Genomic DNA, 26,832 nt, shown 5'->3' on the forward strand with positions numbered 1-26,832 from the left:
GTTATGACTCTTTGCCTTGATTCTACCCTGAGCTTAATTTCTCCCAACATTAGCGATGATTGCCAACAATTCGCCCCATTAAAGCTGGGAATTATGGCTTCTGGAAATGGCAGCAATTTTGATGTAGTTGCCCAAGCTATCGAAGATGGGCGGCTAAATGCCCAAATTCAAGTTTTAATTTACAATAACCCCTCGGCGAAAGCAGCCCTCAGAGCAGCTAATAGAGGTGTAGAAACTGTTTTATTAAATCATCGCAACTATCAAAACCGAGAAGAGTTTGACGAAAAGATTGTGCAGACATTGCGGCACTACGATGTAGAATGGGTGATTTTGGCAGGGTGGATGCGACTATTAACGTCAGTTTTCATTGATGCCTTTCCTGAGAAGATTATCAATATCCATCCGAGTTTGTTACCTAGTTTCAAGGGAATCCATGCTGTAGAACAAGCCTTGGCATCTGGAGTAAAAATTACTGGTTGTACAGTGCATATAGCTTGCTTAGAAATGGATAGCGGCCCAATATTAATGCAAGCCGCAGTACCAGTACTGCCGGATGATACAGCAGAAACACTCCACGCCAGGATTCAAATTCAGGAACATCGAATTTTACCATTAGCGATCGCCCTCGCAGCTTCGTCAAAAGTTACACTAAGCGTAACGTAAAAATACATATATCAATTAAGGGCGCACAGCTAGCTGCGCGCCCCTACTATTCCTCACAGTTAGCTTCAGCAGTTTGATACGCTTGTAGGAGCCTAGCATGATCGAGAGTAAATCCTACTTGCATCGCTATCTGGGCAAATAAATCAATCTCAGATTGTTGCCAATCGCGGGGTTCAGAACACTGATGTGCAATTAACAAGCCAAATAGCTGCTCATCTTTAATAATTGGTGCTACTAAATTTGCTTTCACACCAAAAGATTCGAGCAGTTTAATGTGACAATCAGCCAAACTAGACTCATAAATGTTGTTGATTGCGACAACGCGACCAGATTGGTACTTTTCTACATAACCTTCAGTAAAACAAGGGTCGTGAATTTTAGACCGCAAAACTTTGGGATAACCTGGAACCACTGATTCAGCAATAATAATTCCAAACCAATTAGCGTAAAAGCTATAAACCAACACTCGGTCAGTACTCAGAGCTTTGCGAACCTCTTCTACAGTAGTTTTGATGATATCCTCTTCCTTGAGGGATTGGCGAATGCTGCGGATAATATCCACTAGTAACTGACTTCGCATCCTTTCTGCTTCAATTCTTTGCAAAAGTCTTGCATGGTCGAGAGCAAACCCTACCTGGATTGCTATCTGACCAAATAAATCAATCTCAGTTTGTTGCCAATCGCGGGGTTTGGAGCATTGATGTGCAATTAACAAGCCAAATAGCTCTTTATCTTTGAGAATGGGGGCGACCAGATTTGCTTTGACAGCAAAGGATTCGAGTAAGTTAATATGGCAGTCAGCCAAACCGGCTTCATAAATGTTGTTGATTGCCAGAACGCGACCAGAGCGATACTCTTCTACATAGCCTTGACCGAAACATGGGTCTTGGATTTCAGCTCGTAAAACTTTTGGGTAGGTGAGAACAACTGATTCAGCAATCACTGTTCCAGACCAATTAGTATCAAAGCTATAAACCATGACTCGGTCAGTACTCAGAGTTTTGCGAACCTCTTCCACAGTGGTTTTGAGGACATCCTCTTCGTTGAGTGATTGGCGAATACTGCCGATAGTATCTGCTAACAACTGACTTTGCACACCCTCAGCCTCGATTCGTTGCAGGAGTCTTGCATGGTCGAGAGCAAACCCGACTTGCATCGCTATCTGAGCAAATAAATCAATCTCAGATTGTTGCCAATCACGGGGTCTGGAGCATTGATGTGCAATTAATAACCCAAATAGCTGTTCATCTTTGAGAATAGGAGCGACCAAATTTGCTTTGACAGCAAAGGATTCGAGTAAGTTAATATGGCAATCAGCCAAATCGGCTTGGTAAATGTTGTTTGTGGCTACAACGCGACCAGATTGATACTTTTCTACATAACCCTGACTGAAACAGATGTCTTGGATTTCAGACCGCAAAACTTTGGGATAACCTGGAACCACTGATTCGGCAATTATAATTCCAGACCAATTAGCATCAAAGCTATAAACCAGTACTCGGTCAGTACTCAGAGCTTTGCGAACCTCTTCGACCGTCGTTTTGAGGACATCCTCTTCGTTGAGCGATTGGCGAATGTTACGGGTAATTTCGATAAATACCTGAGCTTTATCTGCTTTGGTATCTACTTGTTGTAGAAGCTTGGCGTAGTCAAGGGCAAATCCTACTTGCATGGCTATCTGAGAGAACAAATCAATCTCAGATTGTTGCCAAAAGCGAATTCTAGAACATTGATGTGCAATCAATAAACCGAATAGCTGTTTGCCTTTGAGAATAGGTGCGACTAAATTAGATTTGACAGCAAATTGCTCCAGCAACTCAATATCAGCATCACTGAGATCGGCTTGATGGATATTATCAATAGCATGGATGCTACCATTGTGGTATTTTTTTATATACCCTGCCTCAAATCCCGGATCGGAGACTGTAACCCCTAATATTTTCGGTAAACCAGGTGCTACTGATTCGGCGATAAAGGTTCCATTATAGTTCGAGTCGAAGCAAAAGATGGTGACGCGATCGATGCTTAAAGCTTTACGAATTTCTTCTGAGGTAGTTTTTAGAACATCTTCTTCATTGAATGATTCTCGAACCCAACGGGTAATTTTGATTAATATTTGGGAATAATCGGCTTCGGCTTCTTTCTCCTCTACCAAAACCGAAAGCAGGTCTGTGAATGAGGTGATGTTTTTCTCTAACATCACTAATTCATCTTGGCTAGCGATAAAGACTTGAGTAAACTCACTGTCTGGACGTAGCCTCTTTTTAATCTTATTAGAGATTGCAGCAACGTTGCTGACTCGACTCATAACTCGATTCGCCACAAAAACAGCGATCGCACCTGCTAAAATTGCTGTCACTCCCATACCAGTTAACAAGAGTGACAATTGTCTTTGTAGAGCAAGTTCAGTTTCTATTGAACTTTCTCTACTCTCAAGTCTTACTTGCGGAGTTTGTGTGTTAATTAAATTAATGCCATAGTTGTAAGTAGCTGTTCCAATTGCAACTACAGGAAGGACACTGATACTTAGCGCCCAAACTATTGCTTTAGTCTTTAAACTCCATTTTTGTTGCCAGAGTCTCTGTTGGTGATTTCGTCTTGCTTGGTTTTGAGAAAAAGACTGACTCATAAATGAAACCTGGATTGCTGCAAGTGAGAATCAAGTAAATAACCTCACCACCAAATTCTACATAAAACTTATAAAACAAGGACTGGCTTTCAGGAGTATTTTAAGGCACTAATGTTCTAGGTCATGTTCGATAATGCTTTTGTTTGCTTTAAATTCAAAAAAATTGGGTCTGATTAACAGGTTTGTCAACAATTTTATGGCGATCGCTTGGTTGGAATATCTTATTTTCTCATTAGGAGTTGTAGTTTGCTGACAACACAGCCAAACAATCTTTATTTTTTAACGAGGTTCTACAGACTTCTTTTCACAGTTACCCTTACCCTTACCCGTAATCTCATGTCCGTTTGATTACTGAGATTATTTTTCAAGTACATGAGGGACAAAATGCAAGATTCATGCATCAGACACAAAAAGTTGTACTTCCTGCCCCCTGCCCCTCTGCCCCCTGCCTCCATAGGCTAATCTGCAATCAACTCTACTGCATCTCGTCCATCACAATTTTGTAAGTAAACTTTGACAATTTCTTCTTTAGCTGTAGGCAACTTCTTGCCAATAAAATCAGGGTGAATTGGCAATTCTCGATGGCCTCTGTCTACTAACACAGCTAAACGAATCACCTCTGGCCTACCGTAATCGTTGACTGCGTTCAAAGCCGCGCGAATCGTCCGTCCTTTGAAAATCACATCATCCACGAGTACAACTGTTTTCCCCGTAAGGTCAAAAGGAATTTCGCTTTTCGTTGGAGTCCGCAATCCAATTTTGTCAAGGTCATCTCGATAAAATGTAATGTCCAAAGCACCGACTGACACTGCTACACCTTCGAGCGTCTCAATCTGACGCGCCAATAATTCGGCTAATAACGCACCCCTGGTATAAATACCAAGAAGCACCAGTTGAGACAAATCACGCGTCCTTTCGACAATTTGAGAGGCAAGGCGAGTTAAGGTACGACGGATTTCTTCGGATGAGAGAATTTCAACTACTTTGGCAGACATAGCGAGTCATCAGTTAGGAGTGATAAGTTAAGAGCTAGGAATTTTTATTCTTAACTCCTAACTCCTAACTCCTAACTTTATATTTATCATTACCTATTTGGGAGCATTAAGAATATTGCGATCGCTATCCCTAACCATAGCAAATAACAATATCGAGTCAGCTGTAAAGCATTCTGAATAGAAGTTGCAGTAATGGCATAAAGAGCATCTCCTAGCAGTGGTTTGTACTTAGCTACCCCCCGATACCAATTTGTACCCCCCATCTGTACGCCTAAAAATGCCGCATAGGCGCATTCACTCCAGCCAGAATTGGGACTAGGATCGTTAATTGCATCCCGACGGCAAATTTGCCAAATATGCATCGGTTTACCCGATAGTAGTGCCAGAGTCACGACTGTTAACCGACAAGGTAGCCAAGTCAAATAATCTTCTAAGCGCGCACAGAACCATCCTAAATAAGTATAGGGTGCTTCCCGATAGCCCACCATTGAATCAAGGGTACTGCTGGCTTTATATGCTAAAGCTAAGGGAGTTGGCCCCACAATTGGTATAAAGACACCAATAATTGCATAAAAAAGCGGAGCCATCACCCCATCGGTGGCATTTTCTGCAACAGTTTCTAAAACAGCTCGGTAAATTTCTGCTTGTGAGAGGTTTTGAGTATCTCGACCAACGTAATTACTTAAAATCTTCCGAGCCTTCTCTAAATCTCCGACTGTTAAAGGTTGTAAAACAGCCTCCGCTGCTACTCGCAAACTTTTGCCAGCAAAACAACTAGCCAAAAGAATTGTATTTATTGCAATTCCTAAGAGTGGATGAACCCATCTGGCAATTTGAATCATCAAAAAGCCAACAAGACCGCTACCAATTATTAAAATAATAGCTAGTGCAATTCCTGCTAGGCGTTGTGTTAGAGAATTTTGACACAAGTGGAGAAAAAACTTGGTCAGGCGAGAAATTACCCACCCCATAACTTGCACTGGATGAGGCCAATCCCAAGGATCGCCAATTAAATAATCTAAAAATGCCGCAATTATTAAGATATAGATATTATTAGTCATAAGTCACAAGTCTTGGGTTAAAAGTCAAGGGTCAATATTTTGACTATTGACTCTTGACTAAACCACAAAACTAGCTTCTTCTCCAAGGGAAGCTTGCCGACTGCGAGCATCGTAATAAAGGTCTGCCAGAGTAATACTGTATAAAGCTTCTTTGAGTTTTTGGTTGAGTCTCTGCCAAAGGCTAAACGTTACCCAATCTTCAGCTTGTGTTGGTGCTGGGGTGTGATGAGGTAAATGGCTAGTCTCGCCAACAGCTTCTAAAATTTCTCCTATAGATATTTGTGCAGGCTCTCTTGCCAATTGATATCCGCCGATGCTACCACGAATTGATTTAACTATTGATGCACGACGCATTTCTATTAGTAGTTTTTCGAGGTAAGGAGCTGGGATATCTTGGCGTTTTGCGATCGCTCTTACAGATGCAGGCCCATATCTTGGCTGTAAACTCAAATCTAGCAACGCCTTTACACTATAGTGTCCTCTGGTAGTTAATTTCATTTTGGCAAGTTTTGTTGTTTGTCCTTTGTCTTTGTTGGCACTGCATCTCCCTGAAAAGAAATTCTGATGGTCGGCTTCCGACTCTGAGACTTCTTTAGTTTGTCGTTTCTAAATAACCAATGACTAATTACCATTGACCAATCACTAAGGATCAGTTTTGCTTATCATTCTGTGACTCAGTTCTCATCCTTAAGAAATAGAAAACCTCTTGAGGTTAGTTTAGAAAACTTAAAACTTATATAGTCTAGCAGTAATTCACAAACTATATATAGTTATCAGCATTGCCAGCATTTTCTAAAATAGATTGTCTTGCCAATATTGGTAATGGCATAACAATTGTGCATCTGAGTGTAATATACTTGGCTAGGTTGAGATAAAAACTAAAGGATTATGTTCCTGTTAGCTCAACCTCAGCTAAAATAAAATCGATTCAAACACTTCAAACATTCATTTTCGACCTAAGTTGATGCCTAAACAGAAAAAAATTGAACCCTTACTCGGCGAAGAACTGCTCAAAAAAGTCAAAGAGCTAGAGAACGAGAGCAAAGAAGACAAAGCTAAGAAGTGCGGCTACTATACCGTTACCAAAAATGGTATAGAGCGCGTCAATATGATGAAGTTCTTAAATGCCCTAATTGATGCTGAAGGCATTCAGTTAGACAGTACACCCAGTGCTAATGGGCGTGGTGGACGTAGTGCTAGCTATAGAATTAGTGTGCAATCGAATGGTAACTTACTGATAGGTTCAGCTTATACAAAACAGATGAATCTTAAACCAGGAGATGAGTTTGCGATCACTTTAGGCAAAAAGCACATTCGTCTGAGACAAGTAGATCCAGAAGATCGTGAAGATGATGAAGCCATAGAAGCCACGGCTTAATAAATGGTCATTAGTCAATTCTCCTTTGTCATTAGTCAAGTGTCATTTGTCCTTTGTGAAAAACAATGACTATAAACAGTCATTAGTCAAGTGTCATTTGTCCTTTGTGAAAAATAATGACCAATGACTAATGACTAATGACCAATGATTAATGACCAATGACCAATGACTAATGACTAATGACTATATCTGTAGTAGGTAAGACTGGTAAATAGTGGCGAAGTGCCTTGCGCGTGACTGCTAAATTACAGGTTAAGGCAATTTGCTCTTTTTCTAATAAACCCAAAATGCGATCGGGTTTGTCTCGTGCTACCACTGGTAATTGATGTAAACCTCGAAGACTCATCCGGTCTAAAGCCTCAGATAAAAGTTCATCTTGCCATGCATAGAGAATTTCAGTAGTACAAATGTCTATGAGGGTTTGACTGGATAAATTATCGGGAATTTCGGTTAAAGAATTTGGGTATGTTTGCCAAATAGCAAGGGCACGGTTAATATCTTCCAAAGAAAGTATACCAACTAATTGCTCTGCTTGATCGAATACTAAAGCACTACGAACGCGATCGCGGGTCATTTCCACAGCAGCATCTAATACTCCCAAAGTTGCAGGTAACTTTTTGGGACAGGGATACATGGCATCTTCTACCAAAATTTGCTGCACAATTTCCGATTGTTCATCTTTCAATTCCGAAAGACCAATTTGTTGTAGATTAGAGTTAGAGTTAAAAGTTGGTTTAATCCTTTCTACTAGCCAAACACTTAAACCCACAGCTGCCATCAACGGTAAAACAATCCGATAGTCGCGGGTTAATTCAAACAGCATCAAAATAGCCGTTAACGGCGCTCTCACACTAGCAGCTAATACTGCTGCCATTCCCACCATTGCGTAAGCTGGGGGAGCCGCCATTTGATCGCAAATTGTCGGGAATGCTACAGCCAACATTTTGGCGTAAGCCGACCCAAAAGAAGCACCTAAAAACATTGCTGGTGCAAATAAACCACCAATGAAACCACTACCTGCACTAATTGCAGTCATCAATAATTTCACCACCAACAACACCACCAATAAGTAGAGTGGAAACTCCACATCTTGAAGCATTGCTTCTACAGTTTCATAACCAACACCCAGAATTTGCGGGAACTGCAAAGCAACAGCGCCAATAATTGCACCGCCAATAATTGGATGAATCGGCTGAGGAATTCGTCCCAAAAAATCAAAACCTGGAACCTTCCCAGCAAAGCAAGCTTTTGCTCCCCGAATTGATTGAGTATAAGCTAGAGAAACTAGGCTGGCTCCTAAACCTAAGCCAAGGTAAAGAGGTAATTCCAAAGGACTGCGAACTTGGTAAACAGGTAAATCAAAAGCAGGTTGGGCCCCCAAACCGATTTGGGCAATTAATGCTGCTACCACCGCAGCTAAAAGCACCACACTGACAGCAGAAGTAGCGAAAGATGTCGCTCCCATCACCACCTCTAGAGCAAAAAATACTCCAGCTATAGGAGCATTAAATCCCGCCGCCAGTCCCGCCGCCGCGCCAGCACCCAACAGCAAACGTTGTCGTTCCTGAGATACATTGAGGATCACAGAGAACAACATTCCAAAATTTGCGCCAATTTCGACACTCGGCCCTTCTGGCCCCAAAGAAGCACCGCTCCCTAAAGTAACAGATGCGGCCAGCATTTTGCTAACTGGTCTTAGTGGTCGCTTAATCTCTGTTCCCTGAGAGGCGGCGATGAGAGATGAAAGTCCAGGGCCAAAGTCTTGAGTGCGCCAGCGCATCAAGCCAACAATTAATCCGCCAAGGGTGGGAACGCAGGCTAAAGTCCATGCACCCCAGCCGCCAATTTGACCCATTAAATTTTCCAGCATCAGCTGGTGAACCAACTGGATTAAATAGTGAAAGGTGACTACACCCATACCAGTACCACCGCCAATGAGCATGGCTAAAAACAGCACAACTGTTTCTGGGGATGGTTGAAAACGATTAATTAGGTGAGCTAAACGAGCGGAAGGTGTAGGAAAGGCAGGTTGTTCCGTTACCTTCCTCAGTTGAGTGGGAGGCAAGAGAGTCATTGAGAGGCGGGGTAAATGTAAGAAAAAATTTAAATTTTTATCTGTTACTTATCATTGTGAGCCATTATTTAGCAACCGGACAAGTAGACTTTATTTGCTTAACTTACAAAGCTTTAGCTAAAAATGTCATTGTGCAAAATTTGTGTGGGGAGAATGGTTAAATGAGAGACAATTATTATTTAGGGGTCAGCAATGCCTAAATTGGGCGTAGCTGCGGCAAATGGAGTGCGAACGAGCGCCAACACTATTTTTTCTAGAGACAACAAAGTTTTTTCGACTGGGTGGACACATCCGTAAACATGAACCATGAGTCATCCTTGTTTAAATCTAGCTATACTCGTGTTGCGACTATTGAGGCATCCTTGGTAGTAATAGAATGTATGTATGATTGATGCCTGATGTCAGATCGGACATTGACCCCAATTCAATATAGCTATTGTTATAGAGCGAGTAAATGGACTAGGCGGATGAGGTAAATGAATATACACACTTTTGATAATCATTATGTTACTTGCCCAATTTGCCAAAGAAATGCCACGCCAAAACCAGTTAAAACACGCATGGGTTTGTTTTGCTGTCCCTATTGCCAGGAAAGGCTAGTAGTTTGCCAAAGTGGTCATTATGTCCGCGATCCGTTTACTTGGAGACAATTGATGATGTCTTCATCGCTACGTCGCCAAAGCCGACCTTTAGCGAGGATTCTCAGAGATTTTATCCTACTCAAGCGTCCGATGGTAGCCTTGGCTGTAGGTAGTGCGATTTTCTTTGGTGCGATCGCTCTGACCCAAGAAAAGACAAGTTACGATCGCCAAATTCTTCCCACAACAGAGAAAGTTAATGAACCAGGAAACAAATCCCAGTAAATCGATTACTTTGGTATAAATCAAATTCTACTTTGATTTTTGTAATATTATAACTAAATATTTCGATTGAACCGTGTCTTCTTGCCCCAAATAGGACGCGGTTTTTTATTATGTCCGCTTCAAGAGCGATCGCCCACCAGACATCTAATGAAATTTTGGCTATAGAAAAGAAAATTTATAGCCAAAATTGCGATCGGGAATCAATTTTTATAATTATTAAAATATTTGTAAAGTTTTATGGCAGGAATTAGAGAATTTGAGTTTTTAACTGTTCTTTATGAAATCATAGTACAGGAATTTGAATATTCGATCGATTTCATTAATCGTATCAATCGTATCTATAAATTATCAAAATTTCTTAGAAAATCGGGACACTACAGCATTTAAGATTTACTGTCCGGCAAAACTTGGGGTGAAAACATTGCTTGCAACGACTCATAGTAAGCGAAAAAATAAGCAGCCTGTTCTGGTTCCAAACGAGAGCGGATTTCAGTACCGAGCAAGTAAATTAATTGCCGCACCAATTCCCAGCGCACCTTTAATCGAGGATATAACATCACACACAGGGGAAATAGCTCTTGTTGTATGGCACTAATGTTGTTCTCCAAAATACAGACCCATAGATATACCTGGAACATCTCTATATCACGGACACTGGAAATGTTAATGTTAGTATCACTTAAACAACCTGTGTGGCATTGATAGTTGGGATACATCTGCATCACCCGTTCTGCAATCCTGGTCGCAATCTCGCTGCACAAGGGCAAAAGTTGCTGGACAGCTTGTAATGGTGGCGCGTCGTAAGCATATTCTGCTGCTGCCTGGTAAGCACGCTGGAGCGGCATATAGAGATGATCGTCAATCACTTTGAAGTAATCCCTCAGCGATGCTTGCTGCACTGGTGGTGTCAAGTTCAGTAGTATTTGTCCGCTGTAGTGAAACTGTATACTAATGAACCCAATTACTCTAGGATCGTCTGCTGTGTACTTCTGTCGAATTTTTCCCAAATCCCTAGCAATCCATGTAGAAAACTTTGCTGGGGAAATCTGTTCAGCATAGGCTGAGAGGGCAGTTTGATAAATCTGGTGGGTATCCTTTGCAACTTCCCACGGATCGATTAATTCAGGGTCAATTTGATGCCGAATCACCTCTTGAGACAAAAGCGCTTCTGTTTTTCCCCACGCTTGCAGACTTGTGGTTCGCAGTGCCTGCGTTAACGTTTTTGCAACTTCATTTGCAATTTCACTGACCTTGAGAACTTCGATGCGATTGTCCTGTTCAGCTAAATTTCGCAAATACTTCTTTGCCCACGCTTCTGAAAATGGTTGATTTGCTTCTGTCTCAATCCTTCTGACTGGTTCTGGTAACGATGAAAGATTTTGCGGCACTAGAAACACCTAATTGCTAAATTTAATGAATGAAATATTTCGTAATAAATATTTCAAGCATAGAGAAATCAATCTCGCCACCAAAACCGCAGAATTACGCAGTTTATCATTTCTTCAAAGTAAATTGCAGGTTTTTTACACTTTTTGGAAGAACGCGATCGCTATAAAATTATCATTACCTTTTGGGCAACGATCTGATTTTTTCCTGAGCAGGGGGCAGGGGGCAAGGGGTAAGGGGCAAGGGGGCAGGGGAGCAGGGGGGCAGAGGAGCAGAGGAGCAGAGGAGCAGAAGAGCAAAGGAACAGAAGAGAATAATTAATACCAATGCCCAATGCCCAATGCCTCATGCCCAATGCCCAATGCCCAATGCCCCATATTTACAGCCGATTAGTATCTTTTGTGACTAACTTCCAACCTTCAGCTTGGTCAATTAGCTTCATCGACTCTAGTTCAAGATTGTTGAAATCAGATACATTAAGCAGGAAGTAGGGTTGGCCGTTGTAGTGCCAATAATATTCTAGTTCACCAACAGAAGCGGGAATGATGGTGCGATCGCTATAATAATCCAACGAAGGACGATGGTAAGGAAAGGATGTGTAAATCTTCCTTGTCGCTGGATTTGCCCGTACAATCATGGCAGCGACTGGTTTAACTGGATAGGCTTGTGATAATTCCCAAACCCAGTAGTTAGATTTCATTAACAGCAGCAGCGAAATATAACTTCCCCAAAACAAAATCTTCAGAAATTGTCCGTCGCCTCGTTCTGCCAAAATAGCTGCTAAGGTCATAGTTAAAGCTACGGCGGCAAAAATCAGTTGTAAGTCTGTTTTTGGTGTTGTACCCGAACTGAAATAAATACTACCAGCAGAAGCAGCTACAGCAAGTATTGCCAAACCAGCAACCCAAGCACGGGGATAAGATGAGAGTAAAGGCGAATTTTCCGTATCTGATAATTGAATACCAAAAGCTAAAGCTAAACTAGGGTAAATCGGGAATAAATACCAGGGAACTTTGGTAATCATGAAGGAAATTACCAGTAGATAAACCCCACTCCACGCCATTACTAATTTTGCCCAGCTAAGGTTGCGATTTTCCCAGGTTAAACGGACAGTTTGTGGTAGAAATAATAACCACGGCCATGTGTATTTGAGAAGTTCAATCACATAGTACCAAGGTGGTTCAGAATTACCTTCTACAACTGAGCCAATTCGGTCTAGTGATGGGTTGGCAATACCAATTTGGGCGAAAGTATAACCATAGTGAATTAGTTGCGCACCATACCAACCAGCTACAGGTAGAATGCCAATTAAGATTGCGATCCAGAGATAGTAACAAGTGAGCAGTCGTGGCGTATCCCAAAATAGAAATACAATTGCGATCGCACCGAGTAATACACCTAGCAGTCCTTGAGTTAAACAAATAAACCCAAAGCTAATGCCAACACCAAGACAATAACGTAAATCTCGGCGCGATCGCAACACGCACAACATCATCACCATCAAAAAACTTACCATCGCCCCATCTAACATTGCCAGCCGCCCATGACGCACCACAGGTAGCATTGTTAGATAAATCAAGGCGCTATAAATAGCAGCCCAACGTTGGCGAAATATCTCTCGAGCAATGCAATACAGTAAAGGTACAGATGTTGCTGTTAAAATTGCTCCAGGTAGGCGCGTTGTCAACTCATTTTCGCCTCCTAGAGAATAAGCCCAAGCTATTAGCAAATGCATCAAAGGCGGCTTGTCATGATATGGTTCGCCTCCTAACGTTGGGTAAAGCCAAGGCATTGAGCCTGCTGGGGCGTGCCAAATTTCACGAGCAACCTGTGCCACAGTACCTTCATCCCAATCTCGCAGCGGCAACCCTCCCAGATTGATGCTAAACAGTAATACTGCTGCCAACAGCAATACTATTAGCCATACCCAATCAATCCATTTGCCAACCGTGCGATGCTGTCTTTCCAGATGACTCCAAATAAAGCTTCCTTCTTGCATATTCTCTGGTAATCATTTTACTTGCTGGTTTGATTACATAGAGACATCTAGCGAATCTCCCATGTTGCCACCCAGTAACAACGTATGTTCTTAACAATTGCTAGTTTCCAAGATTAACTCAGTTTTTTATAATTAGCGCTATTTTTCAAAAAAATATATTGGTTATTTAAGTAACATTTTAAACTAATAAATGATAAAAATAATACAAGCAATAAATTATTTATTACCTGTTTGATAGTCCGTAAATAAACTTATATGTTATTTTGAATGTGACGCTTAGTTTAAATTTTATCTGGTTAATTTCATAAAGTTTGTAACTGATTGCTATAAAAATAAAATGGTCTACTGAATACTTAAAAAAATTTTATATATGATTTTTTAATATTAGTTCCAGGAAAAATATAATTATTTCTTCAATAATCAATTAATAAGAATATTTTTTATAAAACTCTCTAAACAAACTAATTTTAGTTTTTTAATTTTGATTAAGCAAGTATTGAATCTTGAAATCTATGATATACAATTTTTTAAGAGATTTTGATAACAGTTAATAGCTAAAAGTTATTGGAGAGTGTCAATGAATTTACCTGTAGTTGTAGATATTACTCTTGGCTTAGTTTTTATTTACTTAATTTTGAGCTTGCTAGCCTCGGAAATCCAAGAACTAATTGCCACATTATTACAATGGAGAGTTAAACATTTAAGAACTTCAATTGAATTACTTTTATCAGGTGGTAGTGAAAGTGAAAAATCAGATATTATTAATGCAATCCATCTAGTACAGAAACTTTATAACGATCCTTTGATTAATACTTTGAATCAACAAGCTAAGGGTAAATTAGAAAAGCATTTCCAGGAAATTACTAAAAAGCCTGATAAAATAGTGCTAGAAAAACAAAGCGGCCCTTCCTATCTACCTTCTGAAACATTTGCAATTACTTTATTAGATGCCTTAAAAATTCCTCAGCTAATTAATTACGTTAAACATCCTAATGAAGAAACAAAAACCAACTTACAGATGATATTAACTTCTTATAAAGAACTTAAAAAAGGTATTAATAATCCAAATAGTGCAAGTTACACAAAAATTCAAGAAATTTATGGAGAGATTGACCAGAAATTTATAGATTTTGTTAATAATGAATTACCTGATGAAGTTCCTAATAATTTAATTAAGAGCCTTAGTGTAATTGCTCAACGTAGCAGGATAAAGATTGGCGATCTCACAGAGGAAGTAAATCAATTTAAAAATGAAGTAGAAACATGGTTCGATCGCTCGATGGATCGAGCAAGCGGTGTTTATAAGCGAAATGCCAAAGGAGTTGCTATTTTAATTGGAATATTAGTCGCCTTTTTAACTAATACTGATACATTTCACTTGGTTAAAAGACTATCGGAAGATTCGATTATCCGCTCTACTATTACTCAAAGTGCAAGTCAAAGAATCGATTATATCAATAATGAAGTAGACAGAAGGAATATTGAGAAACTATTAGGAAATTCTTCTATACCGATTGGATGGCAAAATATTAATCAACAGTTTGAGTTATTAGATACGACGAAATCGAATAGAATTTACATCAGAATTTCACAGGTTTTTAAATTAATTTGTGGTTGGATAGTAAGTGGTTTTGCTATTGCTATGGGTGCGCCTTTTTGGTTTGATATCCTCAATAAAGTTATCAATGTGCGAAATGCAGGGCCAAAACCTGTTGCGTATACTAAGGATCAACCGTCTCAAAAATAGTGTTTCATTTAAATCAAAAAATAAAAATAACTTGGAGTTTTAATTCTTTATTCTGACAAATAATCTCAATTTGTCTAATAAATTCTCGAAAGTAAAATCTTCGTTCTGTTTCTGATAAATCTAACCAAAATTGTGGTATAGAAACAGCTTGAGCAACAGAACGCAAGTTAACTGGAGGGAGAATTGCCAACTTTGCTTCGAGTGCAGAAATTTCTGTGCGAAGTTTGTAAGCCCTTAACTTTGCTGTTTCGGCATCTAAAATTCCAGTTTCAATTAAAGCGGGTAACTGAGCAAGTATTTCTTGCTGACGAGCGATCGCTTGTCCTAAACTATTCTTGAATGCATCCAACTGGGGAAAATTCATTCCTGCTACCGCCAGAGGTAAATCACGGCAAACGGTTTCAATGGTATGTTCCAACACCTCTTGGTAGGGAATAGCCTTACACTTGGGGCTTTGGGGGCAGCTAGTAGAACGTAAATAAAGATACTCTTTATCTTGGTTGCGTTGGGTAACACGGGTAACTGTCAGATGCGACTGACACTCAGCGCAGACAACCAACCCAGCCAGAGAACGCGGTGCGCTAGCAGTTCGGGATGGTAAACGGCTGTTACGGCGCAAAAGTCGGTCAACTTGGGCTGCTTCTTCCTTAGAAATTATCGGAATATGGGTATTGGAGATAATTTCACCATTTTGGTAAGCTGTATTGCCGCGATAAACTGGATTAGTCAGCCAGCGTCTTCCTGTGGTTACAGAGATTTTCTTGCCGTATTTTTTCGCCAAGTAACGCACTGAACCCCGCAGGGAACCATAAAGTAAAAAGTGTTCAAAAAAATCTTTGACAACTGGTGAAGTACTGCGGTCAATGGTATATTTTCCCTTACCTCTGCGATAGCCGTAGGGAACTTTGCCGGGTGGCGGTGCAACCTCAAGACGATTACGGGCGTGTCCTTGGCGGATGCGGCGGCTACGTTGCTGACGTTGGATTGCGTGTAGCAAATTCAGCAAGTCAGCGCCCAGAGGGTAATTTTCGGAAGTGTAGGGTTGTTCAGTGGCGATTACTGCGATTCCCATGACTTCGAGTTGATTGAGGCGATCGCTAATTTCCTCTACAGTATCTCCTAATTCTTCCAGCCGACGAATCAGGAGATAATCTGCTGGTTCAGTTTGGCAATCTTTGAATAATAGTTGTAATTGCGATCGCAAAGAAGAGTCTGGCTTGCCCAAATCTTCATAAACCCGATCCACCTCCCATCCCCAATCGGCTCGATCGGGAGAAGATTCTAATAGCGGATCGGTGTAAGAGTAGGCAATTATTTTCAAAGGTTTAGCACAGCCACAAAGAAATTATATATTCTGGATTCTGCGTTAGCGTAGCTCGCCGCAGGCATCGCAATATCTGAATTATCTGTACAAGAATCGCTATGGATTACCAAAATGACTTGCATTGAGCAATCATTGCAACTCGCCAACCTTGCTGTTTAGCGATCGCAAAGCACCAATAAAGATTAAACAACCACAAAATTGTTTTCGGTTGGTGACAATCCAGATGATAGTTGGGCAAATTTTACCTGAGTAAACCCAGACGCACTACCATCTTTGTCAAAGAACAGTCCACCTGTAGCACTATTGTAGATAAATCGTTGAGCGATCGTTGTTGCAGATGTTCCGATGATAAACTGACTTTTCTCAAGTGAACCCGATGATAACCCACCGCCAAAACTAGATGATACCTGAATTAATTCATTAATTGCGTTAAAGTCATAAATAGTGTTAACGCTAAAATTGTCGTAACTATTAAAAGCAAAGGTATCAGTACCTCTATTTCCATAGGTGACATCATTACCAGACCCACCTGTCAAGATATCATTGCCATTGCCACCTTTAATGGTATCATTGCCATTGCCACCATCAAGGGTATTATTCCCTAAAGCGGTTATGGAGGAGAGAAAATCATTGCCATCGTCCCCAGAAAGCAGATTCTCGCCTGTTGAATAGTCAATATTCAAAGTATCGTTACCAGCACCACCGTTGAGAGTATTATTGCCAGCAGTGTTATAAATTTCATAGGCGTTAGAAAAATCTTTTCCGAAGCCGCGACCACCGCTAGAGCCGGAGAGAAAATCATTGCCATCGCCCCCAGATAGCAGGTTATCGCCTCTTGAACCGTTAATATTCAAAGTATCGTCACCTGTGCCACCATCAAGAGTTTTATTACCTAAGACTGAGTAATAGCCACCAGAGTCATTCAAGTAATCGTTACCTGCGCCACCATAGAGCAGATTACTCCCTGTTGAGCTTGAGGATATGAAACTCCCTCTATCATCCAAGGTATCGTTGCCTGCACTGCCAATAATCGTATCATTGCCATTACCTCCCCCAGACAAAAAATCGTCGCCATTGGTACCTACTAGATAGTCATCATAAACTGTACCTGTGAGATTTAATCGTTCGATATTTTTGTAGCTAATTTGACTCATACCAATCGTAATCAAGCCAATGTTAGTAGTGGCATCGAAACTTGAGGTGATTTTTTTAGTAGCATCGGCGTAATCACCACCGAACAAGGTATCGTCACCTGTACCCCCATCTACTGTGAAAAAGGAAGAGGAGTTAGCCTTTAAAGCTGTTAATCCGAATATGTCATTGCCATCTCCGCCTGAAAGCGTATTGTTGCCAGTAGAGTCGGAAATATTAAGCACGTCATTCCCTGCATCTCCACTAAGGCTGTTATTCCCAGTAGAGTAGTAAATATAAAGCTGATCGTTACCAAAACCACCAGAAAGAGTGTCGTTGCCTCCTTCAGCATTTAGGGTATCATTACCTGCTAAACCATTAATCAGGTCATCAGAGGTTGTCCCAGTGAGTGTATTGTTACCGTTAGTGCCATTGATATTTGCCATAACTTTCTACCTACCTAAATCGATTTTTTTAGTAATTTCAGTTATTAATTTGCTATTTGTGCTTAAAACAGCACAAAAGATGCCTAGAATAGCAGCTACCATTCTGTGCTGCCTAGTAATGGCAGAGAGCTAATGCGCTAATAAAGATTAAACAACCACAAAATTGTTTTCGGTTATTGACAATCCAGCTGATAGTTGTGCAAACTTTACCTGACTAAACCCAGATGCACTGCCATCAAGGTCAAAATACAATGCACCTGTAATAAAGTCATAAATAAATCGTTGATTGCTTGTTGTTGCAGATGTTCCGATTGTAAACTGACTTGTCTTAAGTGAAGAAGTTGATAATCCGCCACCAAAACCAGCATCCGAGACCTGAATCAGTTCATTCGTAGCGTTGAAGTCATAAAGAATATCAAGTCCCTCATTGTAACTGTTGAAACTAAAGACATCATTACCATCTCCTCCATAAAGGGTATCATTACCCTTCCCACTTGTGAGGATGTCATTGCCATTGCCACCATCAAGAGTATTATTCCCTAAAGCAATCAATGCAGAGAGAAAATCATTGCCATTGCCCCCAGACAGCAGATTATCACCTAATGAAAAGTTAATATTCAAGGAATCGTTACCAGCGCCACCATTGAGGGTGTTATTGCCAGAAGAGGTAGCATCTTTTGTGCCAGAGTAGTCTAATGATGTGCCAGAGGCAGAGAGCAAATCATTGCCATCACCTCCAGACAGCAGGTTATCGCCTTCTGAATAATCAACAATCAAGGAATCGTTACCAGCGCCGCCGTTGAGGGTATTATTGCCATAAACTTTAAAAAATGGTCCTTCATAGCTATAGTAGCCAGAGGCAGAGAGATAATCATTGCCATCGTCCCCAGAGAGCAAATTATTGCCTTTTGAAATGTCAGCAAGCAAGGTATCGCTACCAGCACCACCGTTAAGGGTGTTATTGCCAGATACATAGTCATATAATATGTAGTAGCCATTTGAGCTAGTGGTAGAGAGATAATCATTGCCATCGTCCCCAGAGAGCAAATTATTGCCTGTTAAATCGGAATTATCCGATAGAACGTCGTCACCAGTACCACCAATGAGAGTATCATTGCCCGCATCACCTCGCAGCAAGTCGTTGCCACTCAAGCCATCAATGATATCATCACCCGCCTGACCATTAATTACATCATCTGATTTGTCAAAGCCGTTGACATTGTTGTCGAGGTCGTTAAGGAAGGTAACTGTGTTTTTATTGAAAATGCTGCTTTGGGTGGAGTTGGCATTGAAGACATCAAAGCTGTCGGTAATGCTAGTTTGACCATCAAATAGAATATTACCTACTTGGGCTAAATTGTCTAGGTTTTCCAGGGCAAAGTTTTGCAAGATCACTTTGCTACCAAACAACCCTTCAAAGCTGATTTCTGTATTGTTACCATTTTGAGTTAACAGCAGATTTTTCGCAGCTAATTGCTCATATCCTGTAAATTGCAAGGTATCCAATTCGGCAATCACCGCGGCTGATGGGTTTAAGCCTTTACCAATGCTGACAAAATCGGTGATAGTAATAATACTGCCACTTCGATACAACGCCTCAGACGACTGGAAAACAAATTTATCCTTGCCGCTGCCACCAGTCGTCAAGATAGCAGTATTAGAATAATTAGTATCACCAAAATGACTATAGAAGGTGTCATTCCCATTGCCACCGTTGAGAGTATCATTCCCTGGGGTATTATCGACGATGTAGTCATTAGAAGCAAATAGAGAATCATTCCCATCACCCCCAAACAACAAGTGATCGCCTTTTGAATAGACGCTAACATTCAAAACATCGTCACCTGCACCACCGTTGACGGTGTCATTGCCTGTATCACAAAAAAGGGTATCATTTCCTGCACCACCAATAAGCAAGTCATTCCCCGTACCACCTCTCAAAAGATCGCTACCACTCAAGCCATCAATGATGTCATCGCCCTTTTGACCATTTATGACATCATCTGAGTTGTCAAAGCCGTCAACGTTATTGGAGAGGTCGTTAAGAAAAGTGACTGTATTTTTATTGAAGATAGTGTTTTGGGTGGAGCTGGCATTAAAGACATCAAAGCTGTCTGTAATGCTAGTTTGTCCATAAAATATGATATTACCGACCTGGGCTAAATTATCTAGGTTTTCCAAGGCAAAGTTTTGCAAAACCACAGATTTGTCACCAACCACACCTTCAAAGCTGATTTCTAGGTCGTTACCATTTTGAGTTAATTGTAAATTTCTCGCAGTTAATAGCTCAAATCCTGTAAATTGCAAGGTATCCAATTCGGCAATTACCGCCGCTGATGGGTTTAAACCTTTACCAATGCCACTGAAATCAGCGATGACAATGGTATCATAACTGTTCTCGCCGATAGTATAAACAAATTTATCCTTGCCGCCGCCACCAATCGTCAAGTTATTAATAGTATTACTTACCTTACCCAACTCATCATTATAGAAGGTGTCATTCCCCTTGCCACCGTTGAAGGTACTATCAACATTAAAGCCAAAGGCAAAAAGAGTATCATTACCATCACCCCCAAAAACCAGGTTAGCGCCTGATGAATCATTAGTAGTACTCAAGTAATCGTCACCAGTATCACCGTTGAGGGTGTCGTTTCCTCCGTTACCATATATTTTATCGTTACCTGCTAAACCATTAATCAGGTCATCACTGGTTGTACCATTGAGGGTATCATTACCGTTAGTGCCATTGATATTTGCCACTACTTTCTACCTACCTAAATTTATTTTTTCAGTAATTTTAAGTTGTAAATTTGCTATTTTTACTGTTTTATCAATATTTGATTTTATACCAGCGCTTAAGTCCTACTAGCTCAAAATAGTTAATAATTAACTGTTGATTGGGAAAAAGATTTTTATGCCCTCCTTGTGGACTATTCTCCATGAGTGTCTAGGTTGAGAATAGATGTACATTCGCACATTATATGTCGCGATTCGCAGATAGTGTCGCAACCGCATCTAATACCTGAAAAGCTTATCTTATAAGGATTATAACTATTTACTGACACAAAATATAAATTTGCTTAATTCGCATTCTCTATGTCGTAAATCCTAGATTCTCAAATTAAATGTCGTTTGTTAAGTTTTAGGTATTTATCAAATTGTATGTCGCATTCTTAGTCAATTAATGGTACATTAGTACCTTAGTTATTCATGAGTGTTTTTCACTCCAATGGCAGACAAACAATTTGAATTCACGGAAGAATCAACGCAAGCTCCAGATGCTATTTTTCTTGACAAGAGTAATTTTGTTGTAGATCCATCCCAAATTATTCTGGAAACATCAGATAGGCATAAACTGACATTTAATCTGATCCAGTGGCTTGCTGAATCACCGAATCGCACGATTAAGTCTCAGAGAAAGCAGGCTGTTTCAAATACTCTTAGTGTTTCTACTCGCCAGGTGGAACGTCTCCTCAAGCAATACCATGATGACAAGTTATCAGAATCAGCAGGGGTACAACGCTCAGATAAAGGAAAACATCGAGTCAGCGAAGACTGGCAAAAATTTATCAAAGCAATTTATGAAGAAAGTATTAAAAACAAACATCCAATTTCACCAGCCTCTATAGTTCGGGAAGTAAAGCGATACGCGAGCGTTGAGCTTAAGCTCAAACCAGGAGATTATCCCCATCAAGCTACTGTTTATAGAATTTTAGATCCTTTAATCGCACAACAGAAACAGAAGACAAAAGTCAGAAATCCGGGTTCGGGATCTTGGATGACAGTTGTAACAAAAGATGGACATCTACTGAAGGCTGACTTTAGTAACCAAATTATTCAATGCGACCATACCAAACTGGATATTCGCATAGTTGATAGTAATGGTAATTTATTGTCTGACCGTCCTTGGCTAACTACTGTTGTGGATACTTTTTCAAGCTGTGTTGTTGGTTTCCACTTATGGATCAAACAACCAGGTTCTACAGAGGTGGCTTTAGCCTTAAGACATGCTATTTTGCCCAAGAACTATCCTGAAGATTATCAGCTAAATAAAGTTTGGGAAATATGTGGGCCTCCTTTGCAATATTTTTTTACTGATGGTGGAAAAGATTTGGGATCAAAACATCTAAAAGCCATTGGTAAGAAACTAGGATTTAAATGTGAACTACGCGATCGCCCTCCCGAAGGCGGTATTGTAGAACGGCTTTTTGGAACTATTAATACTCAAGTTCTCAAAGATTTACCTGGTTATACAGGGTCAAATGTTCAGGAACGCCCCAAAAATGCAGAGAAAGAAGCGTGTTTGACAATACAAGATATAGACAAGATCCTAGCTAGTTTCTTTTGTGATATTTATAACCACGAACCATATCCCAAAGATCCCCGCGAAACAAGATTTGAGCGCTGGTTTATAGGAATGGGAAGAAAACTACCTGAACCTTTGGATGAGCGAGAATTAGATATCTGTTTGATGAAAGAAGCGCAACGAGTTGTTCAAGCGCATGGATCTATACAGTTTGAGAACCTGATTTATCGAGGAGAATCACTCAAGGCATATAGAGGTGAATTTGTAACGCTGAGATATGATCCAGACCATATCCTGACTTTATATATCTACAGCTGCGAAACTAATGATAATGGAGAAGAATTTTTGGGTTACGCTCATGCCGTAAACATGGATACCCATGATTTGAGTATAGAAGAATTGAAAGCCTTGAATAAAGAGCGAAGTCAAGCTCGTAAGGAGCATTTTAACTATGATGCCTTATTAGCATTAGGTAAACGGAAGGAACTTGTAGAGGAACGTAAAGAAGACAAAAAGGAAAAAAGACGCTCAGAACAAAAGCGTCTACGTTCAGCTTCCCAGAAAGCCTCAAATGTTGTTGAACTGAGGAAAAGTAGAGCTAACGTTTCTTCAAACAAAGATGACAAACTGGAACTCTTGCCAGAGAGAGTTTCAAGGGAAGAAATACAGCTTCCGAAAACAGAACTGCAACCAGAACTATCTGGTCAAGCTGACACTCAAGAGCAGGAGAGACACAAGCTGCTTATCCCTAACCGTAAACAAGATTTGAAGAATATTTGGTAATTTATGGCGCGATCGCAACTTGCTATTCAGTCCTCCGTTGAAGCCTTAGCTCCTCAGTTAGATTTAAATGCTCAACTTGCTAAAGTCGTTGAAGTTGAAGAGATATTCAATAATTGCTTTATACCAACTGATCGTGCTTCCGAATATTTCAGATGGTTAGATGAGTTGCGGATACTGAAACAATGCGGTCGAGTAATTGGCCCCAGAGATGTGGGGAAAAGCCGAGCGTCTCGTCACTATCGCCAAGAGGATAGGAAAAAACTTTCCTATGTAAGAGCTTGGTCAGCATCGAGTTCCAAGCGTCTATTTTCGCAAATTCTTAAGGATATTAACCACGCAGCACCAACAGGTAAGCGGGTAGATTTACGTCCAAGATTGGCTGGTAGTCTTGAATTATTTGGGATAGAACAGGTCATTATTGACAATGCTGAAAACCTCCAAAGAGAAGCACTGTTAGACCTCAAGCAACTTTTTGACGAATGTCATGTTCCTGTCGTCTTAGTTGGAGGACAGGAGCTAGATAAAATCTTGATAGATTTTGATTTGTTGACTAGCTTTCCAACACTGTATGAGTTTGATCGCCTAGAATACGATGATTTTAAGAAAACACTAAGTACAATTGAATTCGATATTCTGGCTCTGCCGGAAGCTTCTAATTTATCTGAGGGAACTATATTTGAGGTTCTAGCTGAAAGTACAGGTGCGCGGATAGGACTGCTAGTCAAAATACTCACTAAGGCAGTTTTACATTCACTCAAGCATGGCTTTGGCAAAATTGATCAAAGCATTTTAGAAAAAATCGCTAGTCGGTATGGCAGAAAATACATTCCCCCAGAAAACAGAAATAGCAATAAATGAAGATTATGACATTCTGCCAAGGTTGGGCTATGTTGAGCCATACCCAAATGAAAGCATCAGTCATTATCTGGGACGCTTGCGCCGATTTAAGGCTAACAGTCTTCCTTCAGGATATTCTTTAGGAAAAATTACTGGTCTTGGTGCTATCACAACGCGATGGGAGAAGCTTTATTTCAATCCCTTTCCGAGTCTTGAGGAATTAAAAGCTTTAAGTAAGCTAATTGGTGTGCAGGTCGAGAGGTTATATGAGATGCTGCCACCCAAGGGTGTGACTATGAAACCTAGACCAATTCGGTTATGTGGTGCTTGCTATGCAGAAGTTCCTTGTCACCGCATTGAGTGGCAGTTTAAGGAGAAAAAGAAGTGCGATCGCCACCAGTTGGGTTTTTTAACCAAATGTACTAATTGCGAAACACCTTTCTCAATTCCCTCAGATTGGGTAAAAGGTGAATGCCCTCATTGTTCTCTGCCTTTTGCAAAGATGGCAAAGCGTCAAAAGATTTATTGACCTCTAGATGTCTAATAAAAATATATGTCTATGAAACAAATACAGTAGTATTTGTCACCCAGACACGGCAGAATTCTAGAGATAAAATTGCAATAAAGTAAAATCCGTCTTGAAAATAAGGTTTAGGGAAAATTGGACTGGTCTAGCTTCAATCTTCATGGCGATGCTCCTCAACGTGCTTTTGAATCTCTAACAGGAATAATTTTCGAGCGATGGTGTCACCGTGAATATGCTTCACAGGTTAGGCAGGTGATATTTGTTAATGGGGCTGGAGGAGATGGCGGCGTTGAAGCGTATGCTCAGTTGAATAATGGGGATATCATTGGATTACAGGCAAAATGGTTTAGAGAACCACTTGAATCTTCTCAAATTAGTCAGATTAAAGGTTCACTCAGCACAGCTGCGACTCAAAGGAGTGGGTTAGTAAGATACGTAGTTGTTGTTCCTCGTGACTTGAGTGATGTCAGAAGAATTCGTAAAAACGGACAAAAAGTTGACACTGAACGCGATCGCTGGAATAAATTTATAACTTTTGCTAAGACAACTCATCCAGGGATCACTGTTGATTTGTGGGATGAAACTCGTATTACTGCGTTACTAGCTGAACTGGGCAGTGAAGGATTGCGTCGCTATTGGTTTGAAGGCTCAGTCACTGACCTAGAGTACATTGGCATGAAGTTCAACCAAGCTCAAAATGGTTGGCTGAGTAACCGATATACCCCTGATTTACATCAATCTGGCCAAATAGAGCAGGATTTGAAAATTCGATTGAATGGCCCTGGCATTTATCCTGGGTGGCTACAAGGCGTTAGGCAAATGTGTAATCTTCTAGAAGATGCACACATTGCAACAAATCGCCTGAGACGCTACCCAGAATTTATGGAGCAAGTAGATGCAGAAATTCTGATTCAAGCTGCTCAAACCTGGTTGATAGAAGCGATCGCGGAGCAAGTAAAGTTAGAAAATTGTCTTTGTCCAGGTAATTCATTTCCAGTTACCGATTTTGGGACTAGATGTGATTCTAGTGGTGCTGTGGGTTTGCAGAATTTAATTAACGTACTCCTGCCTGAAGAAAAAAAGGGATCGCGAGAAAACGCAGTTGAACCCATTGGGAAACAACTACAGAAGTTGCTTGAACGTTGGTATGAGCGGAAAATTACCCCTCGAAAATTGCAGGATTGGGGGCAGCCAGTCATATATATTGGTGATCCTGGTGTTGGGAAAACTCATGCTTTGGCAGAAGAAGTACGACAACATCTAGCCCAGAAAAAACCTGCTGTGTTAATTAGAGCTAGAGATGTTGAGTTAGCACAAAGTTGGGAATCAATACTGGCAAATGCAATTGGTCAGCCTGGGTGGAATCTACGGCAAGTTCTTGATGCTCTTGAATCGGCAGCAATTCAATCTGAAGTTCGTTCCGTTGCCAACGCTGTTGATATATCAAAACGTTTGCCAGTTCGAGTGTTGATTGCAGTAGATGGTTTAGATGAGACAACTAGAGCAGAACGTTGGGCAGAGAAACTTGGGGAACTAGCTGTAGTAGCTCAACAATACCCAAGAATCTTATTTGCATTCTCGGTTCGGCCAAGTTTGGTTCAGCGAATTTCTCTACCGAGAAATATTGATTGGATTTGGTTGAGAGGCTCGGACGCACCACTTGCTTCTGTTTTTAAGGCACATTGTCAAATTAATGGCATTCAATGTCCACCTCTTCTGCGGTGGGCTTTGCGAACCCCACTAGCAATTCGCCTTTTTGCTGAATTGTATCGAGGACAAATAATTGACAACATTTCAGAACCAAATTTTTCCTTAGTCGAATTAATTAAGCGGAAAATTAATAACGCGGAACTTTCTATCAGGGAGCGTGAAGGTGAAGACTGGCCTAGAGAGATTAAACCTGTTAGTGCTTCTCTCCGTGCGATCGCAAAAGCCAGCTTTGTAAAAGGAGCAGCATTGCTAGAAGAGGAGGCAATGCAAGTGGTTGAATCAGCACAGTCACCAAAAGGTATTTTGACTCGTCCACAACTGTTGCAAATTCTTCACCAATGCCGCGATCAAGGGCTACTAATGCTCAGAAGTTTGCCTTCTGACGATCCTTTCGAGCCAGAAGTCCACACTTGGGAGCCAGCATACGAAACTTTGACAGATTTTCTGTTGGCATGGGAGGCGTATCAAAATGTTAAAGAATCGCCCAATAGCCCTGATATGCCAATATATCTGGTGGATAGGCCAGCATCTATCAGATTAGCAGTCTATCTCCTTGGAAGGGATGGTCATAATTTCTTTACTTCAGAATTGTGGAAAAACAACTTAACAGGTCAGGATCGAGAAGATGTTCAACTCATGGCACTTTCGATGATGCCTTCTCAGCAAGTAGAAGAATATCGAGAATGGGTGCTAAACCTGTTTAGCCGAAATATGCCAACCAGCCGCAGAGTTTTAGAAATTCTGATAGTTCCTGGGTTGAGAATTCATGGCTACATCTACGGTGCAAAATTTGTCCATGATGGTCTTTTGCCTATGGGAGTGGCAGAGAGAGATTTATTTTGGTCTGGGCCACATCAGATACCCCATAATCATGGAGCAAAATGGGAAGGGTATGCCTCTGCGGTATTGGAGGAACTTGAATTAAACCTCATCCACCTTGAGAACTGGAGTTTTTCAAGAAGATATATTAGTTT

At 40.7% G+C, this 26,832-nt stretch carries 19 protein-coding genes and 1 pseudogene; 9 read left to right on the plus strand and 11 right to left on the minus strand.

The window, feature by feature from the left end; all coding sequences use genetic code 11:
* The first annotated feature begins 3 nt into the window (after positions 1-3).
* A complete protein-coding gene (gene purN / locus RM049_RS27185; protein ID WP_322706399.1) occupies positions 4-663 on the plus strand; it encodes a phosphoribosylglycinamide formyltransferase in 660 nt (219 codons plus the stop codon).
* 46 nt (positions 664-709) lie between these two features.
* Here the strand turns inward: purN and RM049_RS27190 are convergent, their stop codons facing one another.
* The 4 genes from RM049_RS27190 to RM049_RS27205 form a co-directional block, all read right to left on the minus strand.
* Positions 710-3,292 (minus strand): GAF domain-containing protein, encoded by a 2,583-nt coding sequence (locus RM049_RS27190; protein ID WP_322706388.1) that lies wholly within the window; start codon positions 3,290-3,292, stop codon positions 710-712.
* Between the two features lie 458 nt (positions 3,293-3,750).
* Entirely contained in the window at positions 3,751-4,287 is a 537-nt protein-coding gene (pyrR, locus tag RM049_RS27195; RefSeq protein ID WP_094353001.1) for a bifunctional pyr operon transcriptional regulator/uracil phosphoribosyltransferase PyrR, read from the minus strand.
* 89 nt (positions 4,288-4,376) lie between these two features.
* Entirely contained in the window at positions 4,377-5,348 is a 972-nt protein-coding gene (gene cbiB, locus RM049_RS27200) for an adenosylcobinamide-phosphate synthase CbiB (RefSeq protein WP_322706389.1), read from the minus strand.
* A 57-nt stretch (positions 5,349-5,405) separates the two neighbouring features.
* On the minus strand, positions 5,406-5,846 hold the full coding sequence (locus tag RM049_RS27205) for an Rrf2 family transcriptional regulator (protein ID WP_289798377.1): 441 nt from the start codon (positions 5,844-5,846) through the stop codon (positions 5,406-5,408).
* Between the two features lie 466 nt (positions 5,847-6,312).
* Here RM049_RS27205 and RM049_RS27210 point away from each other — a divergent pair, with 466 nt between their 5' ends.
* Complete coding sequence (locus tag RM049_RS27210) at positions 6,313-6,726, plus strand: AbrB family transcriptional regulator (protein ID WP_322673146.1); 414 nt, start codon at positions 6,313-6,315, stop codon at positions 6,724-6,726.
* A 169-nt stretch (positions 6,727-6,895) separates the two neighbouring features.
* Here RM049_RS27210 and RM049_RS27215 read toward each other — a convergent pair whose 3' ends face one another.
* A complete protein-coding gene (locus RM049_RS27215) occupies positions 6,896-8,800 on the minus strand; it encodes a chloride channel protein (protein WP_322673145.1) in 1,905 nt (634 codons plus the stop codon).
* 179 nt (positions 8,801-8,979) lie between these two features.
* Positions 8,980-9,108 carry a hypothetical protein gene (locus RM049_RS27220; protein WP_322706390.1) on the minus strand — a complete coding sequence of 43 codons (129 nt, stop codon included), beginning with the start codon at positions 9,106-9,108 and terminating at the stop codon, positions 8,980-8,982.
* A gap of 168 nt (positions 9,109-9,276) precedes the next feature.
* Here RM049_RS27220 and RM049_RS27225 point away from each other — a divergent pair, with 168 nt between their 5' ends.
* Positions 9,277-9,663 (plus strand): hypothetical protein, encoded by a 387-nt coding sequence (locus tag RM049_RS27225; protein WP_322673143.1) that lies wholly within the window; start codon positions 9,277-9,279, stop codon positions 9,661-9,663.
* Between the two features lie 110 nt (positions 9,664-9,773).
* Positions 9,774-9,914, plus strand: coding sequence for a hypothetical protein (locus tag RM049_RS27230; RefSeq protein WP_322688471.1), 141 nt, complete (start codon positions 9,774-9,776; stop codon positions 9,912-9,914).
* 132 nt (positions 9,915-10,046) lie between these two features.
* Here RM049_RS27230 and RM049_RS27235 read toward each other — a convergent pair whose 3' ends face one another.
* Positions 10,047-11,051 carry a hypothetical protein gene (locus RM049_RS27235; RefSeq protein WP_322706391.1) on the minus strand — a complete coding sequence of 335 codons (1,005 nt, stop codon included), beginning with the start codon at positions 11,049-11,051 and terminating at the stop codon, positions 10,047-10,049.
* Between the two features lie 377 nt (positions 11,052-11,428).
* Positions 11,429-13,048 carry a glycosyltransferase family 39 protein gene (locus RM049_RS27240; protein WP_322706392.1) on the minus strand — a complete coding sequence of 540 codons (1,620 nt, stop codon included), beginning with the start codon at positions 13,046-13,048 and terminating at the stop codon, positions 11,429-11,431.
* Between the two features lie 577 nt (positions 13,049-13,625).
* Between RM049_RS27240 and RM049_RS27245 the strand changes: the two genes are divergently transcribed.
* Entirely contained in the window at positions 13,626-14,795 is a 1,170-nt protein-coding gene (locus tag RM049_RS27245; protein WP_322686500.1) for a hypothetical protein, read from the plus strand.
* A gap of 13 nt (positions 14,796-14,808) precedes the next feature.
* Here RM049_RS27245 and RM049_RS27250 read toward each other — a convergent pair whose 3' ends face one another.
* From RM049_RS27250 to RM049_RS27260, 3 genes are all read right to left on the minus strand, one after another.
* On the minus strand, positions 14,809-16,116 hold the full coding sequence (locus tag RM049_RS27250; protein WP_322686499.1) for a recombinase family protein: 1,308 nt from the start codon (positions 16,114-16,116) through the stop codon (positions 14,809-14,811).
* A 185-nt stretch (positions 16,117-16,301) separates the two neighbouring features.
* The gene (locus tag RM049_RS27255) at positions 16,302-17,696 is read right to left on the minus strand and encodes a calcium-binding protein (RefSeq protein WP_322706393.1); all 1,395 of its coding nucleotides are present in this window, start codon (positions 17,694-17,696) and stop codon (positions 16,302-16,304) included.
* Positions 17,697-17,843: 147 nt separating this feature from the next.
* Positions 17,844-20,456 (minus strand): calcium-binding protein, encoded by a 2,613-nt coding sequence (locus RM049_RS27260; protein ID WP_322706394.1) that lies wholly within the window; start codon positions 20,454-20,456, stop codon positions 17,844-17,846.
* Between the two features lie 469 nt (positions 20,457-20,925).
* Between RM049_RS27260 and RM049_RS27265 the strand changes: the two genes are divergently transcribed.
* The 4 genes and pseudogenes from RM049_RS27265 to RM049_RS27280 all read left to right on the plus strand — a co-directional run.
* Positions 20,926-22,785, plus strand: coding sequence for a transposase (locus tag RM049_RS27265; RefSeq protein WP_322706395.1), 1,860 nt, complete (start codon positions 20,926-20,928; stop codon positions 22,783-22,785).
* A gap of 3 nt (positions 22,786-22,788) precedes the next feature.
* Complete coding sequence (locus RM049_RS27270) at positions 22,789-23,643, plus strand: ATP-binding protein (RefSeq protein WP_322706396.1); 855 nt, start codon at positions 22,789-22,791, stop codon at positions 23,641-23,643.
* Complete coding sequence (locus tag RM049_RS27275) at positions 23,597-24,151, plus strand: TniQ family protein (protein ID WP_322706397.1); 555 nt, start codon at positions 23,597-23,599, stop codon at positions 24,149-24,151. The genes RM049_RS27270 and RM049_RS27275 overlap by 47 nt, the downstream gene beginning before the upstream one ends.
* 132 nt (positions 24,152-24,283) lie before the next feature.
* Positions 24,284-26,832 (plus strand): annotated as a pseudogene (locus tag RM049_RS27280) (hypothetical protein); the annotation flags it as partial.

This window comes from Nostoc sp. DedQUE04, from assembly GCF_034530995.1.
Taxonomy (GTDB): Bacteria; Cyanobacteriota; Cyanobacteriia; order Cyanobacteriales; family Nostocaceae; genus Nostoc.

Bases quoted from the DNA above. Each gene is read 5' to 3' on its own strand.
- purN (WP_322706399.1), top strand. From the start codon at position 4: ATGACTCTTTGCCTTGATTCTACCCTGAGCTTAATTTCTCCCAACATT.
- RM049_RS27190 (WP_322706388.1), bottom strand. From the start codon at position 3,292: ATGAGTCAGTCTTTTTCTCAAAACCAAGCAAGACGAAATCACCAACAG.
- pyrR (WP_094353001.1), bottom strand. From the start codon at position 4,287: ATGTCTGCCAAAGTAGTTGAAATTCTCTCATCCGAAGAAATCCGTCGT.
- cbiB (WP_322706389.1), bottom strand. From the start codon at position 5,348: ATGACTAATAATATCTATATCTTAATAATTGCGGCATTTTTAGATTAT.
- RM049_RS27205 (WP_289798377.1), bottom strand. From the start codon at position 5,846: ATGAAATTAACTACCAGAGGACACTATAGTGTAAAGGCGTTGCTAGAT.
- RM049_RS27210 (WP_322673146.1), top strand. From the start codon at position 6,313: ATGCCTAAACAGAAAAAAATTGAACCCTTACTCGGCGAAGAACTGCTC.
- RM049_RS27215 (WP_322673145.1), bottom strand. From the start codon at position 8,800: ATGACTCTCTTGCCTCCCACTCAACTGAGGAAGGTAACGGAACAACCT.
- RM049_RS27220 (WP_322706390.1), bottom strand. From the start codon at position 9,108: ATGGTTCATGTTTACGGATGTGTCCACCCAGTCGAAAAAACTTTGTTG.
- RM049_RS27225 (WP_322673143.1), top strand. From the start codon at position 9,277: ATGAATATACACACTTTTGATAATCATTATGTTACTTGCCCAATTTGC.
- RM049_RS27230 (WP_322688471.1), top strand. From the start codon at position 9,774: ATGTCCGCTTCAAGAGCGATCGCCCACCAGACATCTAATGAAATTTTG.
- RM049_RS27240 (WP_322706392.1), bottom strand. From the start codon at position 13,048: ATGCAAGAAGGAAGCTTTATTTGGAGTCATCTGGAAAGACAGCATCGC.
- RM049_RS27245 (WP_322686500.1), top strand. From the start codon at position 13,626: ATGAATTTACCTGTAGTTGTAGATATTACTCTTGGCTTAGTTTTTATT.
- RM049_RS27255 (WP_322706393.1), bottom strand. From the start codon at position 17,696: ATGGCAAATATCAATGGCACTAACGGTAACAATACACTCACTGGGACA.
- RM049_RS27265 (WP_322706395.1), top strand. From the start codon at position 20,926: ATGGCAGACAAACAATTTGAATTCACGGAAGAATCAACGCAAGCTCCA.
- RM049_RS27270 (WP_322706396.1), top strand. From the start codon at position 22,789: ATGGCGCGATCGCAACTTGCTATTCAGTCCTCCGTTGAAGCCTTAGCT.
- RM049_RS27275 (WP_322706397.1), top strand. From the start codon at position 23,597: ATGGCAGAAAATACATTCCCCCAGAAAACAGAAATAGCAATAAATGAA.